We start from the raw sequence: 15,627 nt of genomic DNA, 5'->3' as shown, positions 1-15,627 counted from the left end.
GTATTGATTTTGACTTTACAAGATATCCTCGCCCAGCCAGAGCTGCAAGGCAAGTTGATTAACCAAGCTAAAACTCACGGTTTCATCACTGCAATGGCAGCAGCACCACATACACTTGACCCACATGAATGGCTACCGTTCCTTTGGGGTGGTGAAGACGTTGCACCATTTACCGATGGTGAGCAACTGGAGTGCTACATTGAGCAAGTAATTTCTCTATGGAACCAATACCGCCCAGCATTGTTGAGCAATGAATGGCAATGGCCTGAAGGCTGTTCGCTGGATGAAGCCGAAATTGTTACCGAGCAAACGCGTGACTTCTGCGAAGGCTTGTTACAAGGCTGGCAATTATTACGTGATGATTGGGAATCAATCATGCCGGAGCAAAGTGAAGATAACGCCCTTTTAGGTGGCGTATTACTTTCACTGACGATGTTATACGATCCAGAAACCTCTATCGCAGCATTAGCAGAGCAAGGTATTGAGGGGCTTGAGCAGTTTGAAGAAATCTTCAACGCTATCCCTACTATGCTGTGCGGTTTAACTATGCGTGGCATGCAGTTAGTCGAATTAGACGATTAAGTCAGCAAGTTCCGCAGCTAAGGCTTCACATAGTGAAGCCTTTTTCATTTGAGGGGGGTGAATCAACTAAGCTTTGACCAATCAAAGCGTTCTATTCTTTCGTCCGCAATATAAAACAGCTTAGCGCCCGGTTGTATCTGTTGATCCAACTCTGGGTTTAGCTCAATTCCCGAAAGCCCTTGCATCGCAATCAAGGTGGCTTGATGGTGTTTTTTCATAAACATAAACACACTCTCTACCGATGTCATCCCTAATGTTTCTGGGTAGCCGGTGGAGTATTGCGTCATTCCGCGAGTCGAAGCCAATAACTCTTGATGAAGCGCGCTTGAGCCAGGGTCAACTGCCGCTTTGGCCAGCATTTCGGCTCCCACTGCGGGTATGCACTCCGCGTTAGGGCAATGTTGGCTCAGTAGCCCACTTAACGCCTCATCTTTAAAGTAAGCGACGAGATGCGCCTTAGAGTTAACGTTAGAGCAATACAGCGCAGATGAGAGCGTAATATCGTCTTCCAAGTTATCCACTACTATGCAGCTTGCTTGCTCAATTTGAGCATTCTTCATCTCTTGCCCATCGGTATAGCTGCTCACTTTAACAAAGCCGATCTCTCCCGGTAACGGGTTTTCAATATCAGAGCGAGTACATAACACAATCGGTCTGTTGCCTTCTTCTTCGTGTTGAAGCATTCGGATCAAATGCAGCGTACGCTGCCCATTCCAACCAAGTAATAAAATATGATTATCTGTATTCACTCTTCTTTTCCCCAAAATTCCCGCTCGCCAGTACTCAACAAGGTTCGCCCCTAAACGACCTAATATTGAGGCAAACAGTGCCAAGCCACCCGGAATAACAAACAGCACCACGACCCATTTACCAAAGTCAGTCACTGGTGAGTGATCGCCATAACCTACGGTTGAGGCTGTCACCATCAAGTAGTAAATAAAATTTGAAAAGCTCTCAGTTAATGCTTGCTCACCGGCCATGCTTAATAACAACCAAGACAGCAACACGTATAAAGCCGAAAGGGCCATTAAATTACGTGTACTAAGGTCAAACAAAGAAGCTTGTAACCTACGTCTTAGGTATAACCACAATGCCATATATCTTCCTATATCGTGTCGTAAACGTACTCGGTATGAGTCCTACTATACCCGTCATACTTGAAGTTGCAGCGGTGTTGGCTGTATTCGTGCACCCCAATCACATAGTTCACCTATGCTCAGGGGGCTTTCTTACTTGCCGCCTACCTGCACCTTCAAGTTTCTTGGGTATAATACATAGAATATATTGTAAACAAAGATAGGGAAATTTAGCGAACCAAGTCAATTGGGATGAGATCCCAAAGGCAAAATATAAAAAATGTTGTCGAGCTAAAGTTAATACTCGATAAGATGTCGCACGAACCGTAACAGATGCTTTTTATACGATGAAGATCGAACGACAAACATCAGGCACTTCAAGAATTAAATAATCATAACGTACAAAATTGAGCTTATAGATGTTAGAAAAAATCAATCAATCCGCTTTACGTCAGCCTCCGGAACCAGTCAAAGCAATGTTCAAACAGATTGACGGTTACGATGACCCATGTTTCCTTTTTCTCTATTCCGATCAAGCGATAGACACTCAAAACAATACTCTCTTAAATGTAATTGAGGGAGTGTGTGATGAACTCATTCCGCTGACTCCTATCGGACAAAACATAAGCTTTACCTATCTATTTTGTGACCATATTGATGCCCGTGTTGTGACCGAATCTCTCACACAAGCGCTAAACGCGCAGGGAACATGGGCGAAAGTTGCATTATTTCGTCACAACTGTATTGGTGATTTGGACGAAACCTATGATTGGGGAATTCAGCAACTGTCAGCCATAGTGTCTGATAAACATAACTTTGCAATCAATGACTTTACTGATCAACAAAATTGGCCAGGTGTGGCTCAATATCGTGCCACTGTGGTAGAAAATCCAACAAAGCCACTGCCGCTTTCTCCGCCAGAATCAACACCGGAGACAACCAATTTTTTGCAACGTGTATTTGGTCGCTTTTTCTCAAACAAAGCGAGCTTAACCAACGAGACTGATACCAGTACTGCAGCTGTGGCTCTCGAGCAGCTTCGCCCGTTTATCATCAATCTACCCGACGGCGAGTCCTTGTGGGATTATGTCTTAACTGGTGAAAATTACATTGAGCTTCACCAGCACAGCGCATTCGTCAACCTTGATGCAGTCTTGGTGCTCTTGCATGCCAGACATCATGCTGCTGATTTCTATCAACACATTCTGTACGCATGCCATCTAGATAGCATCCCATCGCAAAATGATATCCAGCGTTCTCTTCACAAAGTATTACAGCCTCTCGGCGATGTTCTGCTCGATCCAGCAACAACCAATAAAGACAAGCAAGAGTGCTTTAACCGTGTCGTCGATATTTTCTTTCATTTGTTTGATCAACAAGATTTACCGAAAAGACTTCATGACCTCATGGTGAAAGATGAAGAAACGCGCTGCATTAGCGAGCATGACTATCAGCTAAGGTTTTGCTTACCAAGTGTTGCTAAACCGAATGCTATTTCATCCAAGACCAAACATCAGATCGACGAGATCATAGATGATCTCGATAGCTATTATCATGTCGACCACGATGTGTATATTGAAATAGGGGAAACCTTCGCAGCCAATCGCCATGCGTATAACCACAACTTGTGGGTACATGAAGACGAAGAAGAACAAACGTTATGCCGCTTGATAGGCGCGGTTTTACTTGATTTTGACCAGCAAAATAGCCGCCACGATGGCTATACGACAGAGCTAACTAATTGGGTAGTAACAGGAATAAAGTGTGATGTTTTGGCGCAATTTAAAGAGCATTGTAACTCTTTGCCAGAAGAGCTTGAAGAATGGCTAACAGCAGGAAGTAACGATGGTTTGCCAGCCTTGGTTGCACAGCTAAAACAACAGCTTGAAACGGATCATTCCTCTCAAGTTTCGCTCAAACTTGGCATCAAACAACCAAGCTATGAATTGTTTGACTCAATAGGTATATTTCGTCCAATTCTCGCAACATGCTACTGGTTATATAAAGCCAACCAAGATCCATTTGCCAAACGTACTATCATTCTAGCAATGGCGTTAGCGCCGCAAGCGACACTGGCGAGCTTATCGCGTTTCTATCGCAAGTCCATGGGCGGCTTTATAAGTGAGAAGTTACAAAACTCATTTGCCCTCAACTTATCAGGATTGGGGCTACCTGAGTTTGATCAAACTGCTTTTAACATTGCCATCAGTATCAATCATGACGTACCACAACTAGAGAGCTTGATCGGGCGCTATATTGAACTCGATGAAGCGGAACGCGAGCAATGGAACCATGCTATCAATAGACTCGCTCCTTACGAACGCGATTATTTCTACCTCAATGCGCATCGCTTGCAACCTGCATTAAGCACGCCATTAAGCTCTTTTCGTAAAGCCGTAATCCATGAATTAATGAGCGTTGTTTGCCATCAGTACCAAGAGGCAGAGGCGTTAAGTGATATCGCCGAGCAATTCTTAAATGGCAATATCACCTTTGCACAATACCAATCGCAAAGCCAAGGCAAAATCGACACTCGTGAATTTGGATTAAATAACCAACTTTACGACAAAAATGCGCCAAAAATATTGCCACAATTCCTGACCGAACTTGATAAAAATACCCAGCTTCGTTGGGTTAAGTTACTGGGGTCCGACCCTCGTCGTGGAAAAGCACTACAAGCAACCTTATTGGAAGAACTGTTCTTTGATCAACTATTACAAGAGAAGAGCATGGATTTCGAAACTCGTCTCGAAATAGAAATAGAGGATCTAACTCCTGAATGGCTTCGTTACTGGAAAGAGTATCTGAAACAAATGACCATTACACTCGACACATTATAACGACTGAACAGGAATTGATTATGTTAGACATGCACGGAATTCTAAATGAATACTTACCGTTACAGCTGATCCATTTCGGTGACGTCTACGCCGACGAAGATGGTGATCCAATGGCTTGGTTAGACGAATACGACTTTGAATGGCTGCCGATGGTTGACACCAAATACAAACCACAACTCTATTTTGGTGACGAGCTAATGAGCTTCGCACCAAAAGATCGCGATAAAAAAGCCAGCTTACAAAAACGGCTGAACGGACAGCCTATGCGTATGCCCAAAGTAAGCGAGTGCTGGGGTGATCAAAGCCTGTTAATTGCCAATGAACTGGCAGACGAGTTGCAGTTTGCCAGTAATTTAGGCGTTACTCGTTCAAAAGCGATCGTTTTTGATGCCGCGGGCAACGAACACCAAAGCTATACTGCGTTTTCATTCCACAAGTCGCTTTTCCACGAGCGCATCGAAGTTCGCTTTGCCACTACGCCACAAGAGCTAAGACCATTAATTAGAGTGTCACTCACTGGGCACAGCTCAACCTACTTAATTCATAAGTCTGTCTTTGAAAAGTGGCAATCGTTGGCCGTTGAGGATGTAAACTACGACATAGAAGCCAACGATTTAAAGCTCGATAACTTGATCAAAGCAAAGTTCTACAGTGGTCATATTGGTAGCCGCTGCTTCTTTAATATGGATGATTTTCAGCAAAACCAGAATGGTCATATCGATTAAAAACAAGAACGATTCCAACAAGAGCACGCAATTTCAATGCAATAAATAGCAAAAAGCCAGCGAATCAACATCGCTGGCTTTATACCCGTCATACTTGAAGTTTTTTGGGTATATAAGGCTTGCTTATGCGTTGCCTTTTACTTGCATATTAAGCTGCTCTGCAAACTCTAACATTCTATTGAGTGGAATAAGGGACTTAACGCGAATCGCTTCATCAACGAAGATTTCGTGATCAGCACCACCTTCACGAAGTGCATTTTCAATCGCCTGCAATCCATTCATTGCCATCCAAGGGCAATGCGCACAGCTGCGGCAAGTTGCACCGGCACCCGCTGTTGGAGCTTCAATTAGCTCTTTCTCAGGCACTAATTGTTGCATCTTGAAGAAAATACCTTTGTCCGTCGCCACAATCAGTTTTTGCTGAGGAAGTTCTTTCGCCGCTTTGATCAATTGGCTAGTAGAGCCCACGGCATCCGCTAATTCAACAACGCTCGCAGGAGATTCAGGGTGAACCAAAATCGCAGCTTCCGGGTAAAGACCTTTCATCTTACGCAGCGCATCAGCAGAGAACTCATCATGGACAATACACTCACCTTGCCAAAGCAGCATATCTGCGCCGGTCTTATTTTCAATATAAGATCCCAGGTGACGGTCTGGTCCCCAAATGATTGGCGTGTCTTCACTGTCCAAGTGCTCAACAATTTCAAGCGCAATACTTGAAGTGACCACCCAATCCGCGCGTGCTTTAACCGCCGCCGAGGTATTGGCATAAACCACTACTGTATGGTCTGGATGAGCATCACAGAATTCAGTAAATTTATCCGCAGGGCAACCTAAATCCAAAGAACATTCTGCTTCTAAGGTCGGCATTAAAATGTGCTTTTCAGGTGTCAGTATCTTGGCCGATTCACCCATAAATCGAACGCCGGCAATAATAAGGGTACGTGCAGAGTGGCGGTTACCAAACTTAGCCATTTCTAATGAGTCACCGACAAAACCACCCGTTTCTTCCGCTAGGGCTTGAATTTCAGGATCGGTATAGTAGTGCGCGATTAGCACAGCATCTTTATCTTTAAGCAATTGCTTAATATTTTCGATGTGAGCGCGCTTCTGTTCATCGTTTAATGATTTTGGTTTTGGAGGAAAAGGATAAACTGTATCGATTTTATCTAGAATATGACTCATTGCTTTGCTCTACGCAACTTCCGTTAATCCGAGTATTGTAACTCCGATCGACATCAAGAATCAAAGAGCTTTCCACGAATAACCTTGTATCGATCACCTTGCCGTCAACAACGACAATGTAAACAATAATCTCCATAACACAAATACAAAAAGAGGTGCCGCAGCACCTCTTTATAATTCATTGTGTCTATTTTAGTTTTTCTTGCGCAATGTTTGCTGACGCACTACCTGGGTATTCAGTCACCACTTGTTGGTAATACTTCTTCGCTTGCGCGGCATTATTGTTGCGCTCTGCGATATCACCCAACTTAACTAAGGCATCAGCGCGTTTATTAGAGTCTTTATAAGCAATGACGGTCGCAAAACTCTTAACCGCCTCTTTATCTTGCTTCTTAGCAAAATAGAGCTGACCTAACCAATAATGTGAATTTGGCGTAAAGCTGGAATCAGGAAAATCTTTTTGAAACTGAACAAAGGCTGCAATGGCACCAGTGTAATCGCGTTTCTTAAGAATAAGATCAACCGCATTTTGGTACGCAGTTTGCTCATCCACATTGCTACTGAACGTACCTTCCGGCTTATCAGCTTCAGTTGATGTTACAGCTGGAGCGACCGCGACAGTTTTCGCTTGTTGGCGTACTTTATCTAACTCGATAAACAATTCACGCTGACGTTGCAACATCTGCTGCATGTCATAGTTGTTCTTTTCAATTTGACCGCGAAGGTCACTGATCTCTAGAGCCATTGAGTCTACCTGCTGTTGCATTTGCAACTGAACGCGGTTGCGATTATCAAGCAGGCGCTCTAGGCGCTGAATATCGGTTTCGTTTGAGGAATAAGAGCGGGAGCTACTGGAACTGCCACCAATATCGGCTACTGGGGCTGGTGCAGCGAACGCTAGGTTCGCTGCACTTGCCAGTAACGTAAGCGAAAAAATATGCTTTAAGTTACTGAACATGAGGTCATCCTCGAATTAGTACACTAGAACCGCGCGGCGGTTCTTAGCGTAAGCTTCGTTAGTTTGACCAAGAACTAGAGGCTTCTCTTCACCGTAGCTAACGATAGCGATTTGGTCAGCTTGTACACCTAGTGCTTGTAGGTACATAGATACCGCTTGTGCACGACGCTCGCCTAGTGCGATGTTGTACTCAGGAGTACCACGCTCATCTGCGTGACCTTCAACAGTCACTTTAAGCGCTGGGTTAGAGCTTAAGTAAGCAGCGTGTAGAGCAAGTACTTTCTCGTAGTCACCAGAGATAGTTGCATTGTCAAACGCGAAGTAAATCGTTGACGCTTGCATTACTTGATCTTTTAGCTCTTGCTCAGATAGTTGACCATTTTGACCAATTGGTGTTGAAACTGTAGTAGAAGAACCGTTGTTAGTTTCTGAGCCAGACGCGCTTGCAGCATCATCACTAGAGCTACATGCCGTAATTGCTAGCACTGGTAGTGCAATTAGTAGCCCTTTAAGAACTTTGTTAAGTTGCATTGTTATGTTTTCCTTAATTTTTAAACTTACTTGCTACAAAAACGGTGACCACGCTGGAGCACGGACGCGCCCATTTGTTGCGGGTAATCGTGCTTTAAAACGTCCATCGATAGAAACCATCGATAACACGTTGGTTTTATTATAAATCGAACTATAAATGACCATTCCACCGTTAGGAGCAATACTTGGAGACTCATCCAACAATGTCTTAGTCAATATTTGTACAGCTCCTGTTTCCAGATCTTGCTTGGCAAGATTGAATCCAGTATTGCTGCGATTCACCATCACCAAAAAACGACCATCAGGTGTAATTTGGCCACCGAGGTTTTGACTGCCCTGCCAAGTTATACGGCTTGCGGCACCATCTGACAAATTTACTCGATATATCTGAGGTTTACCACCCCGATCCGAAGTGAAAATCAAGGATTTTCCATCCGGATACCAAAATGGTTCTGTATTATTTGATCTGCCACGCGTTATTTGCGTCAGCTTTCGCGACGCGATGTCGAGCGTATACACCTGTAAGCTGCCGGTTTTAGATAATACCACGGCAAGCTTTTTACCGTCTGGTGAGAACCTTGGTGCACCATTATGACGTGGGAATGAAGTGATTTTCTCACTCTTACCTGTGTAAATGTTCATGATGAAGATTTCAGCTTGACCATTTTGGAAGCTAACGTACGTCAGTTGGTTACCGTCAGGTGACCAAGCTGGTGACATCAATGGCTGCTTAGAGCGCAAAACCAAACGTTCGTTATAACCGTCATAATCGGCAACACGAAGCTGATACGGGTAAGAGTCCTTGTCGTTCACCACAACATAAGCAATACGAGTTAAGAACGCACCACGCTCACCAGTGAGCTGCTCATAGACTAAATCGGCAATACGGTGTGCATATTCACGTAAACGATTCTTTGGCACAGTGGCGCGTTTGCTAAACAGAACATGATCATTGGAAAGAACCAATTCACCATCTTCTCCCAGCGCTCGGCTCTGTCCTTTGGTCAATTGGCCACGAACGACATCAACCAACTGGTAGTTGATCACATAGTCGCCTTTGGCATCTTGGGTAATTGAACCTGTAAGCAAGGAATCAACACCTAGGCCTGTCCATGCATCAAAATTAACTTCTGCGTCACTGTAAGGCGTTTGCGGCATTTTGTTGGTCGCAACAGGGCTAAACTTGCCACTGCGCTGTAAGTCAGAAGCAATGACTGCTGATACATCTTGTGGTAATGGCGTAGTTCCTTCCCATTTAAATGGCACGATAGCAATCGGGCGCGCCGAATCTATACCGTCAGTAATTACCAACTCAAGCGCCGCATTGGCTACCTGAACGGAGCTCGTTATTACGAGCGCTAGTCCTATAATCAGTCGCTTTAACACAAGCTAATCCTTTAATTAAAGTTCAACGGTTAAATTGATGTTTTTTAGTTTATTCACTACAGATTGATCTGTCGGTAATGGGAAGCTTTGAACTTGAGCTACCGCACGTTTTGTAGCCGAGCAAACTCTACCATCACCATCGAGAATGCTAAAATTACCCACAATAGCACCCGCTCCTGTTGGAATTAGGCGCAAGTTAACTCGACAAGACTTTCCCCGAAAGTAATCTTCTACCCGTAAGTTTTCCTTAATGAGCTGAGTATAAATTGCACCATAACGGGCCACTTCACTATCAACGAATTGACCTAGTGCAGCGCTGTTTTGCTCAGTTTCAGATTCCAAACCGGCAAAAATGTCATTCATTGCCGCTTCTTGCTGCTTACGCTCACGTTCTAAACGCTCTAAGCGTTCTGTTTCCTTACGAGCCTTTGCTGCGGCCTCTTTGGCTGCTTTTTCTTTGGCTATACGGTCTTTCTCAGCTCGCTCTGCGGCTTCACGTTCTTTACGCGCTTTTTCTTGCGCCGCTTTGGCTTGTTGCTCTTGCTTAATGCGTTCTTGCTCCGCCTTCGCAATTGCCGCCTCTTTGGCTACGCGCTCTTTTTCTGCTTTACGTACGGCTTCTTCTTTCACCTTACGTTCTTGTTCTAGCTTAGCAGCTCGTTGTTTTTCTTTACGAACTCTTTCTTCTTCAACTTTTCGCTCTTGCTCTTTTTTCTTGCGTTGCTTCTCAGCCTCACGTGTGGCTTTCGCTTCACGTACCTGCTGCTCTTTGAGTTTACGAATACGCTCTTCTTCAGCCTTGCGGTTTTTCTCAAGCTGCTCACTTTCACGGCGCAACTTATCAAGGCGGTTTTCCTCTTTACGAGCCGCCTCTTCACGTTGTTTGCGAATTTGCTGCGCTTGCTGGCGCACTAGTGATGGGTCAATGACCACCGCCTCTACCATACGCCCTACGGGCTCTGGTTTTGACATAGTGAAGTCCGTACCCCAAAGCAGTGCAACGACCAAAGCGGCATGTAAGGCAAGCGAGATAATGATCGGCTTGCCCATTTTATTTTTGTTTGGCTTACTGTCTTTCATGGAGTGAATGAACTTATTCCTTGATGTCCGTTAGCAAGCCCACTTTCGCGATACCTGCACGGCTCAACTCATCCAAAATCAATACAATCTCTGCATACGGCGTTGCAGCATCACCACCGACCGCCACTGGCGAATCAGGTTTTAAGCTCAATTCCGCTTTTACTCGTACAATAAGATCTTGCAGAGAAATACCACGCATTACTTCTTCATCATTAACGCTTAAACCAAGATTACCGTCGCGATCCACTTCAACAATGATAAAACTTGCATCGCTGTCGCCTGCCATATCTTGCGCAGATTGAGCGCTTTCTGTTTTTGGTAATTCAACTTCTACCCCTTGTGTCACAAAGGGGGAAGTGACCATAAAAATGATTAGCAATACCAACATAACGTCGATATAAGGTACTACGTTAATCTCAGCGGTCATTTTACGCTTTTTACGTTGATAACCCGCCATGCGTTACTCCCTACCCGCCATAGCTTGACGATGAAGGATGCTGTAAAACTCTTCTGAGAATGTCGCGTAGTTGTGCTCAAGCTTAGAAACTTTGTTGCTTAAACGGTTGTAAGCCATAACAGCAGGGATTGCAGCAAATAGACCCATTGCCGTAGCAACTAGCGCCTCAGCAATACCAGGAGCCACCATTGCAAGTGTCGCTTGCTTCACTTGGCCTAAAGCAATAAAGGCGTGCATGATGCCCCAAACCGTACCAAATAGACCTATATATGGGCTGATAGAGCCTACTGTGGCTAAAAATGGCAGGCTGTTTTCAAGCTCATCCACTTCACGCGCCACAGCAACGCGCATCGCGCGGCCTGTACCTTCCATAATGTAATCTGGTGAGTTGGCATTCGATTTACGTAAACGAGCAAATTCCGTGAAACCTGAGTAGAAGATTTCTTCCGTACCCGATAACTCATCTTTACGCTTTGCGACCGATTGATAGATGATAGAAAGATCGGTACCAGACCAAAACTTATCTTCAAATAACTCGGTGTCTTTTGCTGCGCTAGAAAGCACTTTACTGCGCTTGATAATCATCGCCCATGAGACGATCGACATACCAAGAAGCAGCAGCATGACCAGTTTTACTAATAGGCTGGCTTGTAAAAATAGGTCAAGAATTGAAATATCAGCGGTCACTTCCAGAGAACTCCATAAATATTGCGTGAGGAATCGCGGTAGGTCTCATCCTCTTATTATCGATACATGCTACCTTAACCATTGCGCGGCACAATGTTTTGCCATCAGGATTGACGATCTCCTGACAGAAGGTCAAAGACGCTTTCTTTAATTCGGCTATGGTCGTTTTTACATTTAAACGATCATCAAGCCTTGCGCCTTGTAAAAAATCTATTTCCATGTGTCGGACTACAAAACCAATGTTTTGTTCCAAAAGTGCTTGTTGTGATACATCAACACTGCGAAGCAACTCAGTTCGTGCCCTTTCAAAATACTTTAGATAGTTTGAGTGATAGACCACTCCACCAGCATCTGTGTCTTCATAGTACACCGTTACTGGCCACTCAAATTCTATAAGAGTGTGTTCCACGTTTATGCCCGACTTTGTCATCATTGGGTCGATACTATAGCGCATTACAACAACTTATGCGCACGCGCTGTGAGCTGAATTCAGATGTTAGGCGAAAAAAAAGCACCAGCTATAAAAAACTGATGCTTTTTCAATGTTTTCTTGATGGCTTTTTAAGCGCTTGAGATTACAAAACGTAAGCGATTGTTAAGTAAATTAAAATACCAAGGCTTATGTAGGGACTGAACAATAATTGCCAATACCAATTGCGAGGCTTGAATGACAAGCCAAACACCATGCTCGAACAGATTGCCCATATTAGCAGTGGCGAGATCACAGCATTAAAACCGCCAATCGCAACTGAATAAGCTTCTGGATCCCACATCAACATAGCAACATGAGAAAAACCAAGAATCAGAGATAAAACCCTAAGTAGGGTCTTATCTACTGGAGCATGCAATCTCACCATCAAGTCAGCAAGATTACTCACTGTCTTCATCCATCATTTCTGAGTGCTCTAACCAAAGAGCGTTGATGATACCGAATGCGCAAGCAAGTAGTACACCTAGAATCCATGCGAAATACCACATAGTGATTGCTCCTTAGTAAAGTGAATTTTTGTTTTCTTCAATGTACTTATTATCCAAACGACCAAACATTTTGTAATAAGTCCATGAGGTATAGCCAAGAATGATTGGCACCATAACAAACGCTACGCCAGTCATTAAGTTCAACGTCAATTCTGATGAAGTTGCATCCCACATTGTTAAACTATGGCTTGGCACTCGGCTTGAAGGCATCACAAACGGGAACATAGAAAGACCCGCAGTAAAGATAACGCCTGCATTACCTAAACTAGAGAATAGGAACGCAAAGCCGCCTTTCTCAAAGCGAGATGCAATCACTGCCAGTAGTGGCATTGCCACGCCTAATACAGGAGCCGCCCAAAGCACTGGATACGCTTCAAAGTTATTCATCCATGCACCCACTTCGCTAATCACTTCTTTGTTAAGCGGGTTTGATGGAGCACTCATATCGATCGCTGATGTAATAACGTAACCTTCCATACCTTGAACCCAGAACCCTGCTGCCACAAATAGAGCAGCAGTTAGCAGCCCCATGATTTGAGCAACACTGCGAGCACGAGCATGTACATCGTCGGTTGTTTTCATTTGTAGCCATGCTGCACCTTGCATCAAGAACATAAATAAACTAACCAAACCACATAGCAAGGCAAATGGATTCAACAATTCAAAGAATGAACCATGATAGGTCGGCATCATGAATTCACTCAATTCGAATGGTACACCTTGTAGCAAGTTACCAAACGCAACACCAAAGATGATTGGTGGAACAAAACCACTGATTGAGATACAGATATCCCAAGTGCTTCGCCATTTCTTATCTTCAATTTTTGAGCGGTAATCAAGACCAATTGGGCGTAACCAAAGTGCAGCCAAAGTTACGTACATCGCCAGGTAAAAACCCGAGAATGACGTTGCATAGACTAATGGCCATGCTGCGAACAGAGCACCACCAGCTGTAATAAGCCATACTTGGTTACCATCCCAGTGTGGGGCAATCGAGTTAATCATCACTCGGCGTTCTGTGTCGTTTTTACCGATGATAGGCACCAGTGCGCCGACACCCATATCAAAGCCATCAGTAACGGCGAAACCTACTAGTAGAACACCAATCAGCACCCACCAGATAAGTCGTAAGATTTCGTAATCAAACATATTCTTTCTCCTTACGCGTCAACTTGGCGACTAAGTTTGTCTTCTACTGAGTCAGCGTTTTGCTCGAAGTGATAGCGGCCTGTTTTCAAGCTGCTTGGACCTTGACGAGCGAATTTAAGCATTAGGTACACTTCCGCAATTAAGAACGCGGTGTACAACGCAAGAATAGCGAATAGAGAAGTCCAAATTTCAGCAGCCGTTAGCGCAGACGCTGCAACATGAACCGGTAGGATTTCACCTACAGCCCATGGCTGACGACCGAACTCAGCTACGAACCAACCTGCTTCAATAGCAATCCACGGTAGTGGAATACTAAATAGTGCAGCTTTAAGAACCCAAGTTTTTTGCTCAATCTTCTGACGACATGTTTGTAGGAATGCAGCACCAAACACGAACAACATAATAACGCCACACGCCACCATAAGACGGAATGACCAGAATAGCGGCCACACTGTTGGAATAGAGTCATCTGCTGCGGCTTGGATTTGGTCTTCTGTCGCATCAACAACATTATCTGTATAGCGTTTTAACAATAGACCGTAGCCTAAGTCGCCTTTCACTTCATCAAACGCAGTCATGTTTGCTTCTGATTTTTCACCAGCACGTAGCTTCTCAAGAAGCTCATACGCGTACATACCCGTACGGATACGATCAACGTGATCGTCACGTAAATCACGTAGACCAGTTACTTGCTCATCCAAAGAACGCGTCGCGATGATACCCATAACAAAAGGGATCTTAAGCGCATACTCGGTTTCCATCGTCTCTTGGTTTGGTATACCAAACACAGTAAAAGCAGCTGGAGCAGGCTCGGTATGCCACTCAGCTTCTACCGCAGCAAGCTTCACTTTTTGAACTTCACCCAACTCGTAACCTGATTCATCACCAAGTACTATTGTCGATAGAATAGCTGCCATACCAAACGATGCTGCGATCGCAAATGAACGGCGAGCAAACGCAACGTCACGACCTTTAATGAGATACCATGAACTGATGCCAAGTACGAACATTGCACCACAGGTGTAACCAGAAGCCACAGTGTGAACGAATTTAACTTGAGCTACTGGGTTTAGAACCACTTCAGCAAAGCTCACCATTTCCATACGCATGGTTTCAAAGTTAAATTCTGCGCCGACTGGGTTTTGCATCCAACCGTTTGCAACAAGAATCCAAAGTGCCGAGAAGTTAGAACCTAATGCAACCAACCAGGTTACAGCTAGGTGCTGACGTTTCGACAATCGATCCCAACCAAAGAAGAATAAGCCAACGAAAGTGGATTCTAAGAAAAAGGCTACCAAAGCTTCAATGGCAAGAGGTGCACCAAAAATGTCACCTACATAGTGGGAATAGTAAGACCAGTTTGTACCAAACTGGAACTCCATGGTAAGGCCAGTAGCCACACCAAGTGCAAAGTTAATACCAAATAGCTTACCCCAGAACTTTGTCATGTCCTTATAGATTTGCTTGTTGGTCATTACGTACATAGATTCCATGATGGCAAGCAGAAATGCCATACCTAGAGTCAGTGGTACGAATAAGAAGTGATACATCGCAGTTAATGCAAACTGCAACCGCGATAGATCAACTATGTCAATCATGTGAACTCCTATGTGTCGGCTGAAGACACGCTTTACGTTCATTGCTTTAGCATCTCAAATATTAGAAATCTTGAGAAATGTTTCAAAAAACACCACATTGTTAACAGTGTGTACTGCAATAGTTAGATAATTGTTAAGCTTTAGCTAATATAGCTATCACTAATATTACTGCGAAAAGCTGGATGTTTCAAAAGGTTTATATACGAGTCACGCGTTGATCTATATCAAGCTTATTTTGCGAAAATTGAACAAAAAACACTCAAATTGATTTAAATCAATAAATATTAAAGTTTGCTGTAGGGTAAAAGTGAAGCTCAGACACAAAAAAAATAATTATCACTCACAATTAATTCACATGTCGCGATTTTCAGATACTTAAAAGGTGTTAGATAGGA

Annotated in this window: 16 protein-coding genes; 3 read left to right on the top strand and 13 right to left on the bottom strand. The window is 44.0% G+C overall.

Annotated elements, in window-relative coordinates; genetic code table 11:
* The first annotated feature begins 9 nt into the window (after positions 1 to 9).
* On the top strand, positions 10 to 582 hold the full coding sequence (locus L4C38_RS13495) for a UPF0149 family protein (protein ID WP_428798076.1): 573 nt from the start codon (positions 10 to 12) through the stop codon (positions 580 to 582).
* A gap of 62 nt (positions 583 to 644) precedes the next feature.
* Here the strand turns inward: L4C38_RS13495 and L4C38_RS13490 are convergent, their stop codons facing one another.
* Positions 645 to 1,679 (bottom strand): potassium channel family protein, encoded by a 1,035-nt coding sequence (locus L4C38_RS13490; protein WP_428798075.1) that lies wholly within the window; start codon positions 1,677 to 1,679, stop codon positions 645 to 647.
* A 398-nt stretch (positions 1,680 to 2,077) separates the two neighbouring features.
* Here L4C38_RS13490 and L4C38_RS13485 point away from each other — a divergent pair, with 398 nt between their 5' ends.
* The gene (locus L4C38_RS13485) at positions 2,078 to 4,498 is read left to right on the top strand and encodes a hypothetical protein (protein ID WP_428798074.1); all 2,421 of its coding nucleotides are present in this window, start codon (positions 2,078 to 2,080) and stop codon (positions 4,496 to 4,498) included.
* A 20-nt stretch (positions 4,499 to 4,518) separates the two neighbouring features.
* Positions 4,519 to 5,223, top strand: coding sequence for a hypothetical protein (locus L4C38_RS13480; protein ID WP_428798073.1), 705 nt, complete (start codon positions 4,519 to 4,521; stop codon positions 5,221 to 5,223).
* Between the two features lie 123 nt (positions 5,224 to 5,346).
* Here L4C38_RS13480 and nadA read toward each other — a convergent pair whose 3' ends face one another.
* The 12 genes from nadA to cydA all read right to left on the bottom strand — a co-directional run bounded on the left by nadA (position 5,347) and on the right by cydA (position 15,232).
* On the bottom strand, positions 5,347 to 6,408 hold the full coding sequence (gene nadA, locus L4C38_RS13475) for a quinolinate synthase NadA (protein ID WP_428798072.1): 1,062 nt from the start codon (positions 6,406 to 6,408) through the stop codon (positions 5,347 to 5,349).
* 187 nt (positions 6,409 to 6,595) lie between these two features.
* Complete coding sequence (ybgF, locus tag L4C38_RS13470; RefSeq protein ID WP_428798071.1) at positions 6,596 to 7,366, bottom strand: tol-pal system protein YbgF; 771 nt, start codon at positions 7,364 to 7,366, stop codon at positions 6,596 to 6,598.
* Positions 7,367 to 7,381: 15 nt separating this feature from the next.
* Complete coding sequence (gene pal, locus L4C38_RS13465; RefSeq protein WP_428798070.1) at positions 7,382 to 7,897, bottom strand: peptidoglycan-associated lipoprotein Pal; 516 nt, start codon at positions 7,895 to 7,897, stop codon at positions 7,382 to 7,384.
* A 33-nt stretch (positions 7,898 to 7,930) separates the two neighbouring features.
* A complete protein-coding gene (tolB, locus tag L4C38_RS13460; protein ID WP_428798069.1) occupies positions 7,931 to 9,283 on the bottom strand; it encodes a Tol-Pal system beta propeller repeat protein TolB in 1,353 nt (450 codons plus the stop codon).
* Between the two features lie 15 nt (positions 9,284 to 9,298).
* Entirely contained in the window at positions 9,299 to 10,363 is a 1,065-nt protein-coding gene (gene tolA, locus L4C38_RS13455; protein WP_428798068.1) for a cell envelope integrity protein TolA, read from the bottom strand.
* Between the two features lie 13 nt (positions 10,364 to 10,376).
* Positions 10,377 to 10,820 carry a protein TolR gene (tolR, locus tag L4C38_RS13450; protein WP_428798067.1) on the bottom strand — a complete coding sequence of 148 codons (444 nt, stop codon included), beginning with the start codon at positions 10,818 to 10,820 and terminating at the stop codon, positions 10,377 to 10,379.
* Between the two features lie 3 nt (positions 10,821 to 10,823).
* The gene (gene tolQ, locus L4C38_RS13445; protein WP_428798066.1) at positions 10,824 to 11,507 is read right to left on the bottom strand and encodes a protein TolQ; all 684 of its coding nucleotides are present in this window, start codon (positions 11,505 to 11,507) and stop codon (positions 10,824 to 10,826) included.
* On the bottom strand, positions 11,497 to 11,937 hold the full coding sequence (gene ybgC, locus L4C38_RS13440) for a tol-pal system-associated acyl-CoA thioesterase (RefSeq protein ID WP_428798097.1): 441 nt from the start codon (positions 11,935 to 11,937) through the stop codon (positions 11,497 to 11,499). The genes tolQ and ybgC overlap by 11 nt, the downstream gene beginning before the upstream one ends.
* Before the next feature lie 145 nt (positions 11,938 to 12,082).
* On the bottom strand, positions 12,083 to 12,385 hold the full coding sequence (gene ybgE / locus L4C38_RS13435; RefSeq protein WP_428798065.1) for a cyd operon protein YbgE: 303 nt from the start codon (positions 12,383 to 12,385) through the stop codon (positions 12,083 to 12,085).
* Complete coding sequence (gene cydX / locus L4C38_RS13430; protein ID WP_006075291.1) at positions 12,378 to 12,485, bottom strand: cytochrome bd-I oxidase subunit CydX; 108 nt, start codon at positions 12,483 to 12,485, stop codon at positions 12,378 to 12,380. Before cydX ends, ybgE begins: the two co-directional genes overlap by 8 nt.
* Positions 12,486 to 12,497: 12 nt before the next feature.
* Positions 12,498 to 13,634, bottom strand: a complete 1,137-nt coding sequence (gene cydB / locus L4C38_RS13425) for a cytochrome d ubiquinol oxidase subunit II (RefSeq protein ID WP_428798064.1) — start codon at positions 13,632 to 13,634, stop codon at positions 12,498 to 12,500.
* 11 nt (positions 13,635 to 13,645) lie between these two features.
* Positions 13,646 to 15,232 (bottom strand): cytochrome ubiquinol oxidase subunit I, encoded by a 1,587-nt coding sequence (gene cydA / locus L4C38_RS13420; RefSeq protein WP_428798063.1) that lies wholly within the window; start codon positions 15,230 to 15,232, stop codon positions 13,646 to 13,648.
* Positions 15,233 to 15,627 lie beyond the last annotated feature (395 nt).

It is taken from the genome of Vibrio kasasachensis (genome assembly GCF_050337565.1).
Taxonomy (GTDB): domain Bacteria; phylum Pseudomonadota; class Gammaproteobacteria; order Enterobacterales; family Vibrionaceae; genus Vibrio; species Vibrio kasasachensis.
Note: the sequence above shows the minus strand (reverse complement) of the source record. Positions and strands in the feature narration are given on the sequence as shown.

What these genes read in the sequence shown, in the direction of transcription:
- cydX (WP_006075291.1), bottom strand. Translation starts at nt 12,485, where the DNA reads ATGTGGTATTTCGCATGGATTCTAGGTGTACTACTTGCTTGCGCATTC.
- L4C38_RS13480 (WP_428798073.1), top strand. Translation starts at nt 4,519, where the DNA reads ATGTTAGACATGCACGGAATTCTAAATGAATACTTACCGTTACAGCTG.
- L4C38_RS13485 (WP_428798074.1), top strand. Translation starts at nt 2,078, where the DNA reads ATGTTAGAAAAAATCAATCAATCCGCTTTACGTCAGCCTCCGGAACCA.
- cydB (WP_428798064.1), bottom strand. Translation starts at nt 13,634, where the DNA reads ATGTTTGATTACGAAATCTTACGACTTATCTGGTGGGTGCTGATTGGT.
- pal (WP_428798070.1), bottom strand. Translation starts at nt 7,897, where the DNA reads ATGCAACTTAACAAAGTTCTTAAAGGGCTACTAATTGCACTACCAGTG.
- tolA (WP_428798068.1), bottom strand. Translation starts at nt 10,363, where the DNA reads ATGAAAGACAGTAAGCCAAACAAAAATAAAATGGGCAAGCCGATCATT.
- cydA (WP_428798063.1), bottom strand. Translation starts at nt 15,232, where the DNA reads ATGATTGACATAGTTGATCTATCGCGGTTGCAGTTTGCATTAACTGCG.
- ybgC (WP_428798097.1), bottom strand. Translation starts at nt 11,937, where the DNA reads ATGACAAAGTCGGGCATAAACGTGGAACACACTCTTATAGAATTTGAG.
- L4C38_RS13490 (WP_428798075.1), bottom strand. Translation starts at nt 1,679, where the DNA reads ATGGCATTGTGGTTATACCTAAGACGTAGGTTACAAGCTTCTTTGTTT.
- nadA (WP_428798072.1), bottom strand. Translation starts at nt 6,408, where the DNA reads ATGAGTCATATTCTAGATAAAATCGATACAGTTTATCCTTTTCCTCCA.
- tolR (WP_428798067.1), bottom strand. Translation starts at nt 10,820, where the DNA reads ATGGCGGGTTATCAACGTAAAAAGCGTAAAATGACCGCTGAGATTAAC.
- ybgF (WP_428798071.1), bottom strand. Translation starts at nt 7,366, where the DNA reads ATGTTCAGTAACTTAAAGCATATTTTTTCGCTTACGTTACTGGCAAGT.